Source organism: Streptomyces sp. NPDC037301, assembly GCF_055602785.1.
In genome coordinates this window covers 1-16487 of sequence record NZ_JBVJWD010000054.1, presented here as the reverse complement: position 1 = coordinate 16487, position 16487 = coordinate 1, and the positions used below count along the sequence as shown (strand labels likewise).

Below are 16487 nucleotides of genomic sequence, written 5' to 3'. Positions count from 1 at the left end.
TCACCTCGCTGGTGTCGGCGGGGACATGGTGTGCTCAAGGCTGTCCGTGGTCGCACATACTCCTCGTGATCACACCGCGCCCGTCCACACTTTGCGCCGTGCTCGCTCAGCTCAAGCTGTTTGTTCGGTGGTGTCAGCGTCCCAGCTGGGCCTCGAGCCACGTGAGGACCTCGGGGGTCACGGGGTCGGTGATGTCCGTGAATTCCTGGTGCTTCTTGAGGAACTTGGCCACGTACGGGCAGACGGGGACGATCCGCATCCCGGAGGCGCGGACGTCGGTCAGGGCCTGCTCGACGAGGATCGCGGCGAGTCCCTGGCCGGCGTGGGCGTCGTCGATCTCGGTGTGGAAGAAGACCCGCCGGTCGTCGCGGTCGCGGTAGGCGGTCAGGCCGGCGCGTTTGTCGTCGACGAGGATCTCGTAGCGGTGGCGGGCATCGACGCGACGGACGAGGGGGGTGGTGCTCTGCTCGCTCATGACGGTCCTTTCGGTGGGGGGTTCAGTGGTGGGAGGGGTTCTTGCGGGGTGCGATGACGGCGTTCGGCAGGGCGGGGGCGGGCAGCCGGTCGCCGGGGTAGCCGTCGACGCTGCCGAAACGGTCGGAGGCCCGCTCCCATTCCTCCCGCGCCTCGACGATGTCCTGGTGGCTGCGGCCGATGAAGTTCCACCACATGACAATCTCTTCCCCGAACGGCGTGCCGCCGAGCAGAACCGCCCGTGCGCGGTGGTCGGAGGCGTTGGTGAGGGTGAGTGTCGTCCGCCCCGTGGCCACGTAGCCGAGTTCGGCCGGGTGAAGGACCGTGCCGGCGAGGTGGACGTCGCCTTCGTCGACGAGCAGGCCGTGTTCGAAGGCCGGGTCGACGTCGAGGGTGACGGTGGCGCCGGGGTCGAGGAGGAGTTCGGCGCCGAGGAGCGGGGTGAAGGTGCGGACGGGGGAGGTCTCGCCGGCCAGTGTGCCGAGGAAGACCCTGAGTTCGGCGCCGTCGACACGGAGCGGCTCAGGGGCGTGGTGCTGGAAGTTGCGGGGGGCGTGGCGGTGTTCGTCGGGGAGGGCCAGCCAGAGCTGGACGCCGTGCAGGACGGTGGTGTCGGGTGTGGAGACCTCCGTGTGGCTGATGCCGTGTCCGCCGGTCATGAGGTTGATCTCGCCGGGCCGTACGAAGGCGTGGGTGCCCAAGCTGTCGCGGTGCTCGATCTCGCCGGTGAAGAGCCAGCTCACGGTCTGCAGTCCGGTGTGCGGGTGAGGGGCGACGTCCATGCCGCCGGAGTCGGCGACCAGGTCGGGGCCGTAGTGGTCGGCGAAGCACCAGGCCCCGATGAGCGTCCGGGCCCGCTGGGGCAGTGTGCGGCGTACGGTCATGGCGCGTGGGCCGCCCAGCGGGACGTCCCGGGCCGTGAGGACCTCGACCTCTGTGTCGCCCATCTCCTGACCCCTCCAATGTAGTTTTGATTTCAACAATTATGGAGGATGATAGCCGTGACGACAACGCCCGGCAACAGACGAAGGAGTACAGGGTGAGCGAGACGGTACAGGTCACGGCAGCCCTCCGGCCCACCGGACGGATCCACCTCGACAAGCAGAGCCCCACCGCGTACCAGGCACTGGTGAAGACGGCCGATGTCGTCCGTACCACCGCCGCCGATGCGGGTCTCGACCGGATCCTGGTCGAGCTGGTCAACCTCCGCGTCTCCCAGCTCAACGGCTGCGCCTACTGCCTCGACGTGCACACCCGGGCCGCGCTGCGGGCCGGTGAGACCACCCGGCGCCTCGGCGTGCTCGCCGCCTGGCGCGACACCGAACTCTTCACCGCCCGCGAGCGCGCCGCCCTCGCTCTCGCCGAGGCCACCACCCACCCCGCCGACGCCCTTGCCCAGGAGCGGGCGTACGCCGAGGCCCGCGAGACGCTGAGCGACGACGAGCTGTCCGCGGTGATCTGGGTGGCCATCACCATCAACGCCTTCAACCGGGTGTCGATCCTGAGCAAGCACCTGGTACGGGAGACTCCCTCCCGCTGAAGCGCATGACTCGGCTCGCGGCGCGGCGGCCCACCCCGCACCCGGGACCGAGAGTCGCCACAGAACCGCCGCGCCCGTGGCGAGCAGTGCCAGCGCCACCGCCAGGACGAGGGAGATCCCGATCTTCAGGAGTACGGCTCCGGCGAGGGCGCTGAGGAACATCGCCAGCACGGACAGGATCCGTCGGCCGGGCCGGGGCGCCGCTCCGCCGGCCGGACCGGAGTCGGCGGCGAGCCCGGTGAGGGTGAGGGTGAGCACGGTCGTCGTCAGGTCGGGGACGCCGAGCCGCCGGGCGACCGCGTTCTGCAGCCCCATCGCGAGGCCGAGGAGCACGATCAGGGTGTACTGGACGGTGGTCCCCACCTTGTCGTGCCCTGCGAGGTCGTGCCGAGCGCCCCGGCGAACAGCACCGCCTGTACGGCCATGGCCGAGGCGAGCAACCGGCCTCGGTGCACGGCGAAACGGACGTCGAAGCGGCCGCCGGCCGGCGCGCCGGTGAGAAAGGCCGCCAGGGAGACGACGGAGGCGAGTGCGGACAGGCCGTCGGCTCCCGCCAGGGCGAAGCCGAGGAACACCACGTTGCCCGTCATGTTGGCGACGAAGACATGTCCGAGCCCCAGAAAGCTCACCGCGTCCACCGGACCGGTCACCACCGTGAGGGCCAGCATCAGCGGCGGCAGCGGGCCGTGCTGGTCCCCCTTCGGGGGGACCAGCGTGCGGGCCGCGTCAACCAGCAGCGTGCGCATCCTCGGATGCTCCTTCCACGACGGAGGGGTGGTGCAGCAGTGCGCGCGTCAGCAGCCCGCTGACGGGACCGAGGACGAGGGCGACGACGGAGACCCACACGGGCCACGGGGTCAGCCCGAGCGCGTGATCCGCCGACCAGCGGCCGGGGCCGGTGAGCGCGAGCACCCCGGCCACGATGACGAGGAAGAACGGGTACTCGTACCCGTCGCGCTGCACCCACAGCCCATTGCGCCACTTGACGGTCGTGCCACCGTCATCACTCCCGCGGCGGCCATCGCCGCCGCGGGAGTGAGCAGCCCTGCCGTCAGGAACAGGCCGGCGCCGACCTGGCCGCCGCCCGCCGCGAGCGCGGTGAGCCGGCCGCCGCGGAACCCGTCCCGCCGGAACTCCTCGCCTCCCCCGGCCGGGGCCTCGCCACCCAGCCGGAAACTGACTTTCTGCACTCCGTGCCCGGCGACGAGGAGTCCCGCCACCAGCCGGAGGACCAACAGTCCGGTGTCCATCACGTTCCTGCCTGTTCCCGTCTTCTCCGTCCCCGGGTTCTCAGCCGGCCGCGTGGGCGCCGATCATGGCCTGTGCGTAGACCACCCCGAGGCCGTAGGCACCGGCGTGCTCCTTGACGACGTCGGTGGTGGCGACGTACGTCTCGGTGCGCGCCCAGTCGCGCTGGAGCTCCAGGAGCGCCTGGACCCAGGTCACCGGTATCGCGCCGCCCTGGATCATGCGCTGCACGGCGTGCTCGTGCGCCTGTGGGCTGACGCCGCCGGACGCGTCGGTCACCACGTACACCTCGTAACCCTGGGCGATGGCGGACAGCGTGGGCAGGACCACACAGACCTCGGTCCACAGGCCGGCGATCACGAGCTTCTTGCGTCCGGTCGCCTTCACCGCCTCGACGAGGGCCTCGTCCTCCCAGGCGTTCATCGAGGTGCGGTCGATGATCTTCTGGTCGGGGAAGACTTCGGCGAGCTGCGGCAGGATCGGGCCGGAGAAGGATTCGGCCGCCACGGTGCTCAGCACGACCGGCACGTCGAAGACCCGGGCGGCCTTTGCCAGGCCGACGGTGGAGTTGATGATCGCGGTGCGGTCGCCGCTGCCGGTGCCGAAGAACATCTGCGGCTGGTGGTCCACGAAGAGGACGGCGCAGTTGTCGGGGGTGAGCAGGTCGGGGCTGGGGGCCGCCGTGACCTGGGCGATGTCGACCATGGGAGTACTGCCTTTCGTCGGTGGACACAGGGGATACACAGGTGAATCGGTGTGGCTTCAGAGGGAGACACAGGGGTCGAGAAACCCGTCCCCGTACGCGTCCCCGCGCTGGAGTACGAGGCCCCGGCGGACCCGCCACCGCAGGTGCTCGCCGGCCTCGCCGATCAACTCGGCCTGGCGGACGCCGCCGAGGCGCGCGAGGTCGGCGGACCGGTAGCCACCCAAGTGCGCGACCGGGCTCCAGGCGGGGGTCACGGGCGGCAGTTCCTCGTCGAGGCCCTCGTACTCGCCGGCGGCGTACACGATGCGGCCGCCCACGACCGTGAGCAGGGACTCGATGTGAGGGATCACGGGCTCCGGCACAGTGAAGCAGTCCTCGGAGAGGACCGCGAAGTCGCCCAGGTACCCCGGGCGCAGGACGCCCTTGACGTCCTGTTCGCCGGTGAGTTCCGCGCCCGCCGCGGTGAACATCGCGAGCGCGGTCTGCCGGTCGACCCGGTTGGACGGCGGGCGGACGAGGACGTCGCCGACGGTGCGGCCGGAGACCAGCCAGTGGAGAGCGACCCAAAGGTTGTACGTGGAGACGCGGGTGGCGTCGGTGCCGGCGCCGACGGTCAGGCCGCGCTCCAGCATGGCCCGGATCGGCGGCGCCGATGCCGTAGCGGCGGACGAAGGCCTCGCCCTGGAACGACAGCCGGTTCTGCACCGACAGGGCGCCGCCGAGCGCGGCGATCCGGTCCAGGCTGTTCTCGGTGACGGTCTCGGCGTGGTCGAAGAGCCAGCGGTTGCCGGACGGGAACAGGCCTTCGGCGGCGAGCCGTTCGAAGACGACGAGGTCCCTGCGGATGGTCTCGTCGTAGGTGGCGTGCAGCCGGAAGCTCCGGTGCTCGTGCTGCACCTGTACCAGTCGGCGGTGCTCAACCGGGCGGCGCTCAGGGCCGCCGGCTTCACCCGGGACACCCCCGAACCCCGGGGCGGCCAGATCGTACGCGGCCGGGACGGAGAACCGACCGGCATGCTGCTCGCTGCGCCCAGCGCCTTGATGCTCTACTCGACCCTCGCCAAGCCCCGGTCCTCAACGGCGAGGACAAGAAGGGACGAACGGCTCTCGATCCGCTTCGTCGTCACGCTGAGTCGGCTTACGGCGCTCGGTTTTCCCGAGAGTGCACCGGCATCGTTCCGACAGCGCACCCGGGGCGTCGCCGGGTTCACCATGCGCTCCGGGGAGCATCGCGGTGCAGGCGCGGGCAAGTCCCCGGGACCCTCGCGGCCCAGTAATGCAACGGTCTTGTGTGTGACGGTGGGTCGGTTCTGGTGGTGCGTGGCCTCGTCGTTCGTCGTGGCTGGTGCGGGCCTGGTGTTGTCTGCGGCGGCGCCGGCCGGATCAGTGCAGGACGTGCTCGATGCTTGAGCGGGGCCGGGTGAGCCGGCTCATCAGGTGTCGGAGTTCGGGGAGGCTGAGGGGTGTGAGCCGGGAGGATCCGTTTCTGCTTTCCCGGTGTCCGGCCCGGTGGCCCGCAGGACGGTGAGGCAGGCGTGGGCTGCCTTGGCCAGGGTGATGTGGCGGTGCCGGCCGTCGTAGCGGCGGACCTGGTAGTCGTCCGGTCCGCACTGCTGCTTCGTGATCCGGAAGCCCTCCTCGGTGGCCCGGCGGCTGCCCGCGATGCGGATCAGCTGGTCCACGCCTTCTTTGTAGGTCTCTGCACGTGATGCGGGCCTTCGACAGAGTTCTTGCAGCTCAGTGGCTCGGATATGGAATGTAGCGTCTGCAACAGGTGTGTTGCAGGCAGACCTACCGGTTCTTCCCTAGCTACTGAGGTTTTCGGTTCGGGGTGACGGTGTATTTCTGGCAGTGCTTCAACCGCCCCGCGACGTCTGGCGTGGCCGTAGCACAATGTTCGGGCCAGCTGTACCCGATACGCTGGGTACAGCTGACTCTTGGCCACAGCCATGCGGCGCGTTGACGCTGCACGGGTGCGGGCAGTCAGATGTGTTGCGCCACGAAATCGGCGACCTGCGTGCCGAGTTGTTGGCCTGCCCGGTTGTCGATGGAGGTGTGCTGGCCGGTCCATATCCGGCTGAGCCACGCTTCGGTGGCGGCGCGTTGGAAGCTGGCGAAGGTTCGGGTGACCTCCTTCGACGTCACCACGAGGTGGTGCTGCGCACCGTAGAACCTGGTGAGCGTCGTTGCCGCCGCCTGGCTGAGAGCGCCGTGGGCGGCGGGGTAGGACGGATCCGGGGCGGTCGGCAGCAGGGGGGTCCAGTTGGGATCGCCAGCGATGCGCGGGTTGTAGTGCGTACCACCGAGCCGGAGGGCGGTCACGGGCCGCCATACGCGGTAGGTGTACTTGGCGTCGTACATCGCGATCGCGGTGTCGGCGAGGGACAGGTTGAGCTGGGCGAAGACTTTCACCGCCTTCTCCAGGCTTGCGTGCTGGGAGGTGACGAGGCCCTGCGCGATCTGATTCCAGACGTTCCAGACGGGCGCTGCCGCCCAGAACTTCCCGGCTGCGGTCTGATCGGGGGTGCGGGTGGTACTGGACTTTCTCCCCAGGCTCTTGACCTCATTCAAGGCTGTGGCGTACTCGGCGGTGCTGACGGCCGGCGGCGGCGCCGGGCGGAACTGGCTTCCTTTGGCCAGCACGAACGGCTTGACCGAGCCCCAGTTGGTGAACACCGGTGTGGGGAAGTCGGGCGGTGTGGGCCGGTAGCCGCCGGCCACGTTGCGGGGACTGAACGGCGGCGGCTTGGTCGAGGACCCATCATGGGATCGCAGGCTGATCAGCCTGCGGGCGACCTCGGCTCCCACGCGAATGCCCGCCTGCTTACCGGGGCCGTTGGGAATCGCGGACAACTGGCTGCTCAGCCGTCGGTCCACGCTTGCGCGCTTGGCCGGGTACAGGGCCACCAGCACATCGTGGGCTGCTTGGTCCGCTGCGGCGTCTGCACGGGCGCCTCGCGGCGCCGACACCGAGAACAAGTAGGCAGGGCCGGCCCGGGTGACCGATACCACCGCGTCGTACTCGGCGGCCTGAAGGAGCGCGAAGCTGCGCGTGGGGTGGATGGTGGGCGGTTGGGCCTTCGGATCGCTCAGGACGGTGATGAGCTCACGGTTCCACTCCACTACCGACATCCCAGAGGGCCCGGCGGCGGCGCGCAGAGTTGGGGAGTGAGCAGGTGTGGTGGCGGTGGGCCCGAGGGCCAGGCCAGTGAGTCCGGCTGTCAGCGCAGTTCCGGTCAGTGCAGCCAGTATCTTGTGCTTTCCGTCCATATGCTGTGGCTCCCTGTGGTGGGTGGTGGGCTGGGGCAACCGGTGGTCATACACTTCGACCACGTGGGCCGCTTCGGGCCAGACGGTCAACGGGCACCACTGAGCGAGAGGGGGTCCGCAGCGTGTGCCGCGAAGAAGTACTCCGGGCGCCTGATCCGGAGTTCGACTGGGACATGAAGCCAGTTCCGTCTGCCTGAGTCCCGTGCTGGGGCGGTCGTTGGAGTATCGCGACTGGACTCACCGGGGTACCGGCCCTTGAGACGGCACGCGTCACCCGCGCCCATGTTTCGAGGGGTTGACCGGGCGCGAGTGGTCCTGCAACCTGATCACCTCTTTGCGTCATCAAGGTCGCTTGCCAGATACAGCCTGCGGGTTCCCGAAGCACGCCGCAACTCCGGTCTGTGGTCATCTGCCTACAGTCGGCTGCGCCGGTTGCTGGTCGGTGCCCGACGAGCCACGCCTTTCGCACTGGTACGACGGCGAGGTCGAAGCACCGCCTACGGCCGCTTCCACTCGGGCACGAGCCAGCGGCCGGTTGCCCGCAGAGCGCGCAGCGGAGAAACGCTTGGGTCGGAGACGGGCATGGTTGGTCCGTAGGCCCTTCGCAGAAGCTTGCCTCCGGCGTGGTGGCCGTAGACGAAGCAGATGACCACCCCGGCAGAGGCCGCGGTCACCGCCGCCACGATTGTGCTGAGCAGGCTGACGATGAGGCGTTCTCCCTGCTTGCCGTCGCATGTCGCCACGTCGAAGCGGCGTGAACGACACCGACTCCGTTATATGGCTCCGCCGGAGTACACGTTGTACTCCAGGGGCAGCGTCTCGGTGATCGCCGTTCGGTGCTGCGTCTTCGGGGGTTGTGCGGCGAGGCCGTAGCCGCCTTCTGGTGCCTTGCCGGGCAGGTGCCGCTTCTCGATCCCCGTGCGAATGGTGCGGATCGGTCCGCCGTCGTCACGGTCACCCCGAACCGAAAACCTCAGTAGCCACGGCCTTCCACCGCCTCGCCGCACTACCCCGCCCCGTCGGCTAACCGGCGAATCCCTGACCGCCCATGACCCGAAGGACTTTGGAGAACCCGACCACCGCGCCGGGCCTTCGCGATGCCCACCCTCGCCCAGCACTCAACGATCAACGCCGACGACACCAACCCAGCGCAGCCGACCTCAACTGAAACGCGGAGGATCGGGGTTTCAAATAGGACTTCTGTCACGCGGGCGTTGTCCCGTAGAGCAATGGGCCCGCAGGTGGGAGCTTCCAGGCGCCGTACAGGCCGGTCCGTGGGTGCATGGCTGTCGGCTAACGGCCGCTGCCGGTGGGCGGACGTATGGATATCGGCTGGTTGGCGGCGGTCACCATGTCATCCATCAGGTGTCCCTCGGCGCGCATGTGCATCGCCCGTAGTACGAAGGTATGCGGGTCGAGATCGAGGGTGAACCAGGCGGTGATGTCCGGCCGGACGAAGGCCGGCTCGACGACCTTGGAGTCGGCGCGCAGGACGCGGATCGCGGCGGCGGGCTGGAACTCGCTGCGGTAGAAGGCCGTCGGCCAGCCGAATGGGAACCCGCCGCGGTCATGCTGCCGGCGGGCGGCCGAACCGTCCCGGTGGTAACTGTCCGGGCCGATCAGCACCGCGCTGCCGCCCCCGGCGATGCTGTACGCCATCGCGTCCGGGGCGGCGAACCGGTAGTGGGTGAGGACCGCCGGGCCGGTCGTCGACCCGCGCAGGGTCTCATCCATGCGCAGGGAGTGCAGCCGCCCCATGGCGGTGAGCATCCGGGCGAAGTCGGCCCGCCCGTCCGGCGCGGGCAGGGGCAGGGACCGGGTGGCCGTGGCGGGGCCCCGGTCGCCACGCACGCTGACCGTCATCGTCCAGCGACCGGCGCTGGTCAGAGTGGCGGTGCCGGTGAAGCAGCCGAACCCGCTCGGGCGCAATCCGGCCCGCACCGGCGTCGTGCCGTCGGTGCGGTGGGCGGTGAACGCTGCGTCCCATAGCCCGTCCCCCGGCCGGGCGCCGACCACGGTCAGCTTCACCTGCACCCGGCCAGGACGCGGGGGACTGAGCGACCAGCCCAGTACGTACGGGCCTGCACCGGCGGCGACCGCCACTGCCGGCCGGCCGACCAGGGCCGCCGGTGGAGGCCTGCTCGCGGCCTGCTCCGCCGCCACCGTGGCAGCCCGCGGCGGGTCGGGGTAGCCCACAAGCGCACTGGCCACCGCAACCGCGGTCACCGCCGCGACCAGCTCCGCACGGACCGCGACCCGCACCCCCCGCGGCCTCGGGACGCGGCGGCGCAGCCAGTAATGAGACAGCCCGGCGACGGTCATCACGGCCAGCGCGGCGGCCTTGCCGAGCACCGCCCGCCCGTACCCGGTGCCAGTGAGCTGGCCCCAGCCGGACAGCTGCTGGGCCGCGTTCCCGACGCCGGTCGCGGCCACGACCACCGGCGGACTCCGCACCGCCCATCTTGCCCGCACACAGCGCGCCGACGACTGATCCGGCCCTGTTCAGGCGTGGGCCAGCAACCGCGACGCCGCCTTCCGCGCCAGGCCGGCGGCGGCAGTGTCGCCGAGGCTGACACGGGCACAGGCCGCTCCGTCGGCGAGCATGAGCACGGTGGCCGCGGTCACCTCGGGATCGGTCTCCTCCGCTACCTCGGCGAGTACTCCCAGGTAGTGGAGGATTTCGCGTTTGTGGTCGCGGATAGCGACACGCACCGGGTGGTCGGGGTCGGGGTATTCGGCGGCGACGTTCACCAGATCACTGCCGCGGTAGGCGGGGTCGGCGAACTCCTCGGCCAGCAGGTCGAAGATCGCAAGGAGTCGGTCCTGGGGCGTCTTCGCGGCCGCGGCGCTTGCGCGCAGGCGCGTGCACCACGCGTCGTTGCGCCGGCGCAGAACAGCGGCGACGAGTTCGTCCTTGGAGCGGAAGTGCTGGTACAGGGTCGATTTGGCCACCTCGGAGGCGCGCCAGATCTCATTGATACCCACGGCGCGCACGCCGCAGCGGGTGAAAAGGTCGGCCGCTGCCGCGACGATCCTGGCGCGGGTGGTCTCAGAAGCGGTCATCGGCACCTCCGGTGAAGGGCGGGAATGGGGAAACCCCCACCGCCGTTCTCATCGAACAGACTAGTCGGTTCGATTGGGAGGCTCTATCGTGATCGACCTTGATGTGTTCAGCGATCTGATCTGCCCCTGGTGCTACATCGGCGGGCGCCGGCTGCAACGGGCCGTCGACATCGTGACGGAGCGCACCGGTCAGGAGTTCCGCATCCGCCATCACGCCTTCGAGCTCAACCCGGCGATGCCGGCGGTCGGTGTCGACCGGCGTACCTATCGCAGTGAGAAGTTCGGCAGCTGGGAGCGTTCGCAGCGGCTGGATGCCGACACGGTGCCGGTTGGCCGGGACGAGGGCATCGTCTTCGATTACGAGGCGATCACCAGGACACCGAACACCCGGGCCGGGCACCGGCTGATCGCGCTGGCCGAGCAGAGCGCACAGTCGAGTGCGGCAATGGCCGACCGCCTGCTCGTGGCCTACTTCTCCGAGGGGCAGGACATCGGCGATGTGGACGTGCTGGCCCGGATCGGCAAGGAGATGGGGCTCGGCGACGACGTGGCCACACAGCTGACGGACCCTGCGCTGGAGACGGCCGTGGCGAAGGATGAACAACTCGCCGAATACATCGGCCTTCGCGGGGTGCCGCTGCTGGTCATCGGCGACAAGGCGCTCAACGGCGCCGTCGGCACCGACACGCTCGTGGAGATCCTTCAACGCCACGCCACCCAGGTGTCGGACGGCGTCGTGTGCGAGAACGGAGTGTGCTCGCCGTGACCCCCGTGCCGGACATCGAGTCAGTGGGCGTCGTCGGCGGTTCGCTGGGGGGATTGTTCCAGGCGGTCGCGCTCACCGAGCTGGGACTGGACGTCACCGTCTGGGAGCGGTCCTCCGGCCGCCCCGACGACCGCGGGGCGGGGATCGTGCTCCAGCCGAGCGTCGCCTGGTTCCTCACCATGTTCTGCGGCGTCGACCCCGACCGGATCAGCGTGCCCGTCACGCACCGGCAGTTCTTCAGCCGGGACGGGCGAAGTCATCACACGCTCATGCGGCAACAGATGATCTCCTGGGGCGCGCTCTACACATCCCTGCGGGACCGCCTCGACCCCGCGCGCTACCACGACGGGCAGCAAGTGATGGCGCTCGCACCCAGGCCCGACGGCGTAGACGTCCACCTCGGTGACACCGTCCACTCCGTGGACCTCGCAATCATCGCCGACGGCTCCGCCTCCCGCCATCGCGGGCTCGTCGCACCCGACAGTGCTCCCCGCTACGCCGGGTACGTCGCCTACCGGGGCGTCCTCGGAGAGGCTGACCTCTCCGAGGACCTGAGCGCAGTCTTCCGCGACCGGTTCAGCTTCTACGACGGGGACCGCACCCAGTTCCTGTGCTACTTCATCCCGGGCGATTTCGGCACGACCACGCCGGGAAAGCGCCGGATGAACTGGGTGTGGTACGTACGGGCCGACGCGGCCGGCCTGGACCGCATCACCACCGACCGGAACGGCACTGCCCACGGACTCTCCCTGCCCCCGGGGCTGATGGCCCCGCGGGTGCACGACGAGCTCCTGGACCGCACGCGGAGGTTGCTTCCCGCGCCCCTGCGTGAGCTCGTGGAGCACACCAGGGAGCCGTTCGCGCAGGCGATCCTCGATGGGCGGGTCACCCGGATGCGCAACGACCGGATGCTGCTGACCGGCGACGCGGCCTTTGTCGTCCGGCCGCACACCGCGGCCAGCGCGGAGAAGGCGGCCGCCGACGCCATCACCCTCTTCACCGCCCTGCAGCAGGTTCCGTCCCTTGATGACGCCCTGCGGGCGTGGGAGAAGAACCGGCTCGCTGAAGGGATGGCCCTCTACCAGCACGGCGTCGGCCTCGGACACCGGCTCGGCCTGGGCGGCCCTGCGACGCCCGCCGCCACTGCCGGACCAACCGGCTGACGACCGGGTACCGCAGGCGGGCCCTGGCGCAAGGCCCGTCTGCCTGCCGCATGATCTGCCGCCCCGCGGGTCGCGGGGCGAGGGTTGTGGGTCTGGTGTGAGCGGTGGGCGGGGTGCTCAGGCGTTCGTCGGATGTGAGGGGGCTCGCGGTGCGCGGCGGCGGCGGGGTGCAGCCCGGTTGGGCGGGGGCTGGGGCGGTGGTGGGCCCGGGGCGGGGAGGGGCTGAAAGGGGAGGGCGCCGCGAAAGCCGACCGCGAGCGCGAGCTGGTGCCCGGCCAGGCGGCGGGCGTCGTCGAGCGTCAGGGCACCGGGGTCGGTGAGGAGCCGGTTGGTCAGGCCGTCGAGGAGGGCCATGGCGATGGTGGCCACGTCGTGGGGGGGTGCAGTCGTGGAAGTCGCCGCGGTCCAGGCCGTCTTCGACGGCGGCGAGGAGTGGGGCCAGGACGCGGCGGCGTAGTTCGGCGAGGGCGGCGGTGAGTTCGCCGGACCCGGTGGAGCGGATCTCCAGCTCGCTCCACCGGCGGCATTCGAGGACGTCGTCGTGGGTGAGCGGCAGTCCGAAGTCGATGAGGTCGGCGAGGCGTTCGGCCGGCGCCTTGCGGTCGGAGGTGCTGCCGACCCGGACCAGGCCGCCGGCGGCGCACCGAGAGTCGCCCTCACCGTCCCTCGCGCGTGCGGCTGGACTGACTGGGGTACGGCAAGGGGCTCCTGCGATCAGGGCGAGGTGCGTTCTGAACAAGGCGAGGAAGTCCGTTGGCGTCGGCCGTCACCCGCGTGGGCTTTTGGCAGTGGCTGTCGGCGTTCGCTGGGTAGCTCTGCGGAGAATCCCGAATGCGCCATTGCACTGTGCCATGTCACATGGTTCACTCGCGGGCAATGAGGCTGGCTCGGGAGGTGTCGGGTGTCCACACGGTCGATCAAGGGGACCTTTGCCGCGCCGGCCGACTACCCCTCTGTGCCCATGGCCTGACGGCCCGTCCCGCTGTCCCGTATCAGGATCGGACCCCACCATGACCACCACCGATATCCGCACCGTCGATTATCATGCCGGCGGCGAGCCGTTCCGGATCGTCACCGACGTGCCGGGGATCGCAGGCGACACCGTGGCTGACAAGCGTGTGAGCGCGATCTCCGATCCCGGGATCGACGGGCTGCGTGCCCTGCTGTGCTCCGAGCCCCGCGGCCACGCTGACATGTACGGTGGGTTCATTGTTCCGCCCAACGACGCGGGGGCCCATTTCGGTGTGCTCTTCTGGCACAAGGACGGTTTTTCGACCGCCTGCGGTCACGGCACCATCGCTCTCGGCGCGTGGGCGGTGCGTAGCGGCCGGGTTCCGATCGATCCCAGCGGGGTCACGGAGGTAGTGATCGACGTGCCCTCGGGGCGGGTCCGCGCCCGTGTGGCCACCGACGGTGACCGGGTCGTCAGCGTCGATTTCGTCAGTGTTGCCAGCTACGTCCTGCACGACGAGGTGGCGGTCCCGACCTCGCGCGGGGAGGTCCGGTGCGGGATCAGCTTCGGCGGCGCGATTTATGCTCACGTCCCGGCCGCAGCCGTCGGTCTCGACGTGAGTGTGGCCTCTCTTACCGCGCTGATCGAGCTGAGCCGCGAGATCAAGGGCTTCCTCAACCCCACCGCCTTCGCCGAGCACCCGCTCGACGACAGGCTGAGCGGTATCTACGGCGTCATCTATATCGACGACCAGGGGATCGGTTCGGACGGGAGCCTGCGGCAGCGCAATGTCACCGTGTTCGCCGACGGTGAGGTCGACCGTTCGCCCTGCGGGTCGGGCACCTGCTCGCGGGTTGCCGCGCTGCATTCCACCGGCCGGCTCAAGCCCGGCCAAGTGCTCGCGCACAGCTCGATCACCGAGGCGACCTGGCTTGCGCGGGTGCAAAGGACCACGCGCGAGGCAGGCCGGGAGGCTGTGGTGCCGGTGGTCAGCGGCCGGGCCTACCAGACCGGCGAGCACCGGTTCATCGTCGACCCCGACGACGACATGGTGCCGGGTTTCGTGCTTCGATGAGGGGGAGTCACAAAGTCAGTGCTCTATGACAGTTGGTTGCGCTGCTCGGCGACGCTGCCCATCCGATGCTGCCAATTATGGGGCAGGGCGCCGACCAGGCCGTTGAGGACGGGATGGGGCTGGCCTCGCTGCTGGAGGGGGTGAGTACCGTCGACGTGCCCCATGTCCTGGTCCGCTGCCAGACGCTGTGGGCGCGATCGTGCGGCCCGGTTCCAGCAGGGCTCCAAAGGCCCCGATCTCCGGCATGCCCTGGATGTACGACAACGACGTCGAGGCCGAGGCCCGCACCCTGGGCTGAGGACGGAGCCGCCGAGGCCCGCACCCTGCTCTCAGGTCAGGCCCTGGCGCATCGTGTACACAACGGCGTGACTCCGGTTACGAAGCTGAAAGCGGGTCATCAGCTCATGAAGCACGTTCTTGATCGTGCGTTCGGAGTAGGCGAGCCTTTTCGCGATGACTTCGGTGCCGTGTCCTTCGGCGATGAGGCGGAGCACGTCAATCCCGCGGGGGCCAGACCGCTGAAGTGCAGTCCCTGCGGGCGAAGCACGTTCTTCTGCAGCGTGCCGACCTCTGGCATGAGTGCTCCCGGCAGGTTGGGGGCATGTAGCCGTCGCCTTGTGCCGCGGTCTGTATGACGTGGACCACGTGCTCCGGTGTTGCCTCGCTGCGAGGTACGAATCCCCCCGCAGCCCACGGCCCTGAGCACTGCTTGTTCCGAGAAGTCGGCCACGACGAGGACGGTGCGAGTCGTGCTGGTGCGCCGGGTACGGCGCAGCAGCACCAGCACGTCGTCGCTGACGGTGTCGGCCACCATGACTGTCACCTGCGGGTCATACGAGGTCGATCTCGGGGCGTGTCCGCAGGTGTGTGCGAACTCCCGCTTCGGAGACGGGGTCTCCGGCAAGCACCTTGACTGTAGTCCGGGTGCTGCTGGCGGGAGATCCGATAGGTCTCACTGGTGGCCTTGCTCCAGTTATGACTTGGTTTGACGCTACAGCGACGAATTATCAGGTCCGAGCGGCTGCCCTTCCCGCAGGCAGACGACGGTCCCGGTTGTGGCAGCGGTGTGCAGTGCTTCCAGAGTGCGCATATGCGCGGCGAGTGGCGTGCTGGTCAGTTCGTCCAGCCCGAGAAAGGCGTGCCGATCGTGCTCGGGGCTCAATCGGATCGTGGGGTTGTCTGTGACGGTGCCTCCGTACCAAAAGAAGTCGAGCACCGGTCCGGTGCCGCCGACATCGACGCGGTGGTCGTAGCCGATCAGTTGCGGGGCGGGGCTCACCGTGAGTCCCGTCTCCTCGTGCATCTCTCGCCGTGCTGCTGTCCACGGGTCTTCGCCGTGGTCGAGCATCCCGCCCGGCAACCACCAGGTGCCGCCGCTCGGCTCGCTGTCGGCATAGCGCAGCATGAGCATCCGGCCCTGCTGGTCGAGGAGCACGACGCACGAGGCGATGAGTGCCTGGGGCTGGGTCTTGACCCATTCCTGGCGGGGCATCCAGGGCCTGGCGGGCTCGCCCGGGATGTCGGGGGTTTCCGTCGTGAGGGTGGGGTTCTGGTGTGTCACGGGGTGTGGGCCTCTTCCTGGACGGGTTCACTCTGGAATGTGAGCGCGAGAGATTCCGGGCCGGCTCTGCTGCGCCCGCTGGAGGCGAACGACTCAAGTCGATGCACCGTTCCGGCTTCGAGATGAGCGACTGCTCCGATCGCGAGTGCCCGAAAACCGATGAGCGCCTCGTGCCCGCGCATCTTTCGGGAGATCAGCGATGGCCCTAATGGTGGGCAGAGCGCGAAGGACGGACCGCGGGTCGCGGTAGCTGAGGAAGGCGGTGTCCTCGCGGGTGATCGGGCTGGTCACCAGGATGTGCGTGATGATCTTCCGGCGCCGCATCTGGACTTCGTCCACGACGACCCGCCGCAGGATGGGGAGACCGCTCGGTGCGCCGGCCAGTACCTGCTGAGCTGCCTGCTCCGGTGTCTCACCGTCCTCTACGGGACCGACAGGGAGCACGAGGTCACCATGACCGGTCATGTCGGCAAGGAGCAGACCGCCGCCCCCCACGGGGACGAGTAAGGACACTCCGATCACGGCGGCCGCCAGTTCTCGTACGGTGCACGGGTCCGCAGTGCACTTTCTCGCGCGGGAGTGTCTAATCAACGGCGGATCTGATGATCAAGGAGACGCCAGAGATGACCGAGTCCGTTGTCGAGCAGGAGTCCGTGGAGAAGTCGGCGG

General features: G+C 69.4%; 17 protein-coding genes and 4 pseudogenes. 6 read left to right on the top strand and 15 right to left on the bottom strand.

Features of this window, described 5'->3' with window-relative positions; all coding sequences use genetic code 11:
- Positions 1–133: 133 nt before the first annotated feature.
- Both ACZ7IB_RS41485 and ACZ7IB_RS41480 read right to left on the bottom strand, forming a co-directional pair.
- Positions 134–475: a GNAT family N-acetyltransferase gene (locus ACZ7IB_RS41485; protein WP_470919933.1), complete on the bottom strand. Its 342-nt coding sequence runs from the start codon at positions 473–475 to the stop codon at positions 134–136.
- Between the two features lie 22 nt (positions 476–497).
- Positions 498–1421, bottom strand: a complete 924-nt coding sequence (locus tag ACZ7IB_RS41480) for a pirin family protein (RefSeq protein WP_470919931.1) — start codon at positions 1419–1421, stop codon at positions 498–500.
- Between the two features lie 92 nt (positions 1422–1513).
- Here ACZ7IB_RS41480 and ACZ7IB_RS41475 point away from each other — a divergent pair, with 92 nt between their 5' ends.
- Positions 1514–2014: a carboxymuconolactone decarboxylase family protein gene (locus ACZ7IB_RS41475; RefSeq protein WP_470919972.1), complete on the top strand. Its 501-nt coding sequence runs from the start codon at positions 1514–1516 to the stop codon at positions 2012–2014.
- Between the two features lie 30 nt (positions 2015–2044).
- Here ACZ7IB_RS41475 and ACZ7IB_RS41470 read toward each other — a convergent pair.
- The 4 genes and pseudogenes from ACZ7IB_RS41470 to ACZ7IB_RS41455 all read right to left on the bottom strand — a co-directional run.
- Positions 2045–2760: pseudogene (locus ACZ7IB_RS41470) on the bottom strand (YoaK family protein); the annotation flags it as partial.
- Positions 2741–3264, bottom strand: a pseudogene (locus tag ACZ7IB_RS41465) (DoxX family protein). The pseudogenes ACZ7IB_RS41465 and ACZ7IB_RS41470, both read right to left, overlap by 20 nt.
- Positions 3265–3304: 40 nt before the next feature.
- Positions 3305–3967 (bottom strand): hydrolase, encoded by a 663-nt coding sequence (locus ACZ7IB_RS41460; protein WP_470919930.1) that lies wholly within the window; start codon positions 3965–3967, stop codon positions 3305–3307.
- Between the two features lie 57 nt (positions 3968–4024).
- A pseudogene (locus ACZ7IB_RS41455) lies at positions 4025–4865 on the bottom strand (amidohydrolase family protein).
- Between ACZ7IB_RS41455 and ACZ7IB_RS41450 the strand changes: the two are divergent.
- Positions 4833–5378 carry an amidohydrolase family protein gene (locus tag ACZ7IB_RS41450; protein WP_470919928.1) on the top strand — a complete coding sequence of 182 codons (546 nt, stop codon included), beginning with the start codon at positions 4833–4835 and terminating at the stop codon, positions 5376–5378. The pseudogene ACZ7IB_RS41455 and the gene ACZ7IB_RS41450 overlap by 33 nt on opposite strands.
- A 23-nt stretch (positions 5379–5401) precedes the next feature.
- On the opposite strand, the pseudogene ACZ7IB_RS41445 reads toward ACZ7IB_RS41450, so the two are convergent.
- From ACZ7IB_RS41445 to ACZ7IB_RS41420, 6 genes and pseudogenes are all read right to left on the bottom strand, one after another.
- A pseudogene (locus ACZ7IB_RS41445) lies at positions 5402–5695 on the bottom strand (IS701 family transposase); the annotation flags it as partial.
- A 256-nt stretch (positions 5696–5951) separates the two neighbouring features.
- The gene (locus ACZ7IB_RS41440; RefSeq protein ID WP_470919927.1) at positions 5952–7238 is read right to left on the bottom strand and encodes a vanadium-dependent haloperoxidase; all 1287 of its coding nucleotides are present in this window, start codon (positions 7236–7238) and stop codon (positions 5952–5954) included.
- Positions 7239–7735: 497 nt separating this feature from the next.
- Positions 7736–7981 (bottom strand): hypothetical protein, encoded by a 246-nt coding sequence (locus ACZ7IB_RS41435; protein WP_470919925.1) that lies wholly within the window; start codon positions 7979–7981, stop codon positions 7736–7738.
- A gap of 30 nt (positions 7982–8011) precedes the next feature.
- Complete coding sequence (locus tag ACZ7IB_RS41430; RefSeq protein ID WP_470919923.1) at positions 8012–8245, bottom strand: DUF6349 family protein; 234 nt, start codon at positions 8243–8245, stop codon at positions 8012–8014.
- Between the two features lie 286 nt (positions 8246–8531).
- Positions 8532–9677, bottom strand: coding sequence for a CopD family protein (locus tag ACZ7IB_RS41425; protein ID WP_470919921.1), 1146 nt, complete (start codon positions 9675–9677; stop codon positions 8532–8534).
- A gap of 63 nt (positions 9678–9740) precedes the next feature.
- Positions 9741–10301, bottom strand: a complete 561-nt coding sequence (locus ACZ7IB_RS41420) for a TetR/AcrR family transcriptional regulator (RefSeq protein ID WP_470919920.1) — start codon at positions 10299–10301, stop codon at positions 9741–9743.
- Between the two features lie 88 nt (positions 10302–10389).
- Between ACZ7IB_RS41420 and ACZ7IB_RS41415 the strand changes: the two genes are divergently transcribed.
- Positions 10390–11067: a DsbA family oxidoreductase gene (locus tag ACZ7IB_RS41415; RefSeq protein WP_470919919.1), complete on the top strand. Its 678-nt coding sequence runs from the start codon at positions 10390–10392 to the stop codon at positions 11065–11067.
- Positions 11064–12230, top strand: coding sequence for an FAD binding domain-containing protein (locus tag ACZ7IB_RS41410; RefSeq protein WP_470919917.1), 1167 nt, complete (start codon positions 11064–11066; stop codon positions 12228–12230). Before ACZ7IB_RS41415 ends, ACZ7IB_RS41410 begins: the two co-directional genes overlap by 4 nt.
- 117 nt (positions 12231–12347) lie before the next feature.
- On the opposite strand, the gene ACZ7IB_RS41405 is transcribed toward ACZ7IB_RS41410, so the two are convergent.
- Entirely contained in the window at positions 12348–12599 is a 252-nt protein-coding gene (locus tag ACZ7IB_RS41405; protein ID WP_470919916.1) for a hypothetical protein, read from the bottom strand.
- 641 nt (positions 12600–13240) lie between these two features.
- Between ACZ7IB_RS41405 and ACZ7IB_RS41400 the strand changes: the two genes are divergently transcribed.
- Entirely contained in the window at positions 13241–14257 is a 1017-nt protein-coding gene (locus ACZ7IB_RS41400) for a proline racemase family protein (protein WP_470919914.1), read from the top strand.
- 329 nt (positions 14258–14586) lie between these two features.
- Here ACZ7IB_RS41400 and ACZ7IB_RS41395 read toward each other — a convergent pair whose 3' ends face one another.
- Together ACZ7IB_RS41395 and ACZ7IB_RS41390 are read right to left on the bottom strand one after the other, a co-directional pair.
- Complete coding sequence (locus ACZ7IB_RS41395; protein WP_470919913.1) at positions 14587–14751, bottom strand: response regulator transcription factor; 165 nt, start codon at positions 14749–14751, stop codon at positions 14587–14589.
- Positions 14752–15248: 497 nt separating this feature from the next.
- Entirely contained in the window at positions 15249–15818 is a 570-nt protein-coding gene (locus tag ACZ7IB_RS41390; protein WP_470919912.1) for an NUDIX hydrolase, read from the bottom strand.
- Between the two features lie 297 nt (positions 15819–16115).
- Here ACZ7IB_RS41390 and ACZ7IB_RS41385 point away from each other — a divergent pair, with 297 nt between their 5' ends.
- On the top strand, positions 16116–16325 hold the full coding sequence (locus ACZ7IB_RS41385) for a hypothetical protein (protein WP_470919910.1): 210 nt from the start codon (positions 16116–16118) through the stop codon (positions 16323–16325).
- Positions 16326–16487 lie beyond the last annotated feature (162 nt).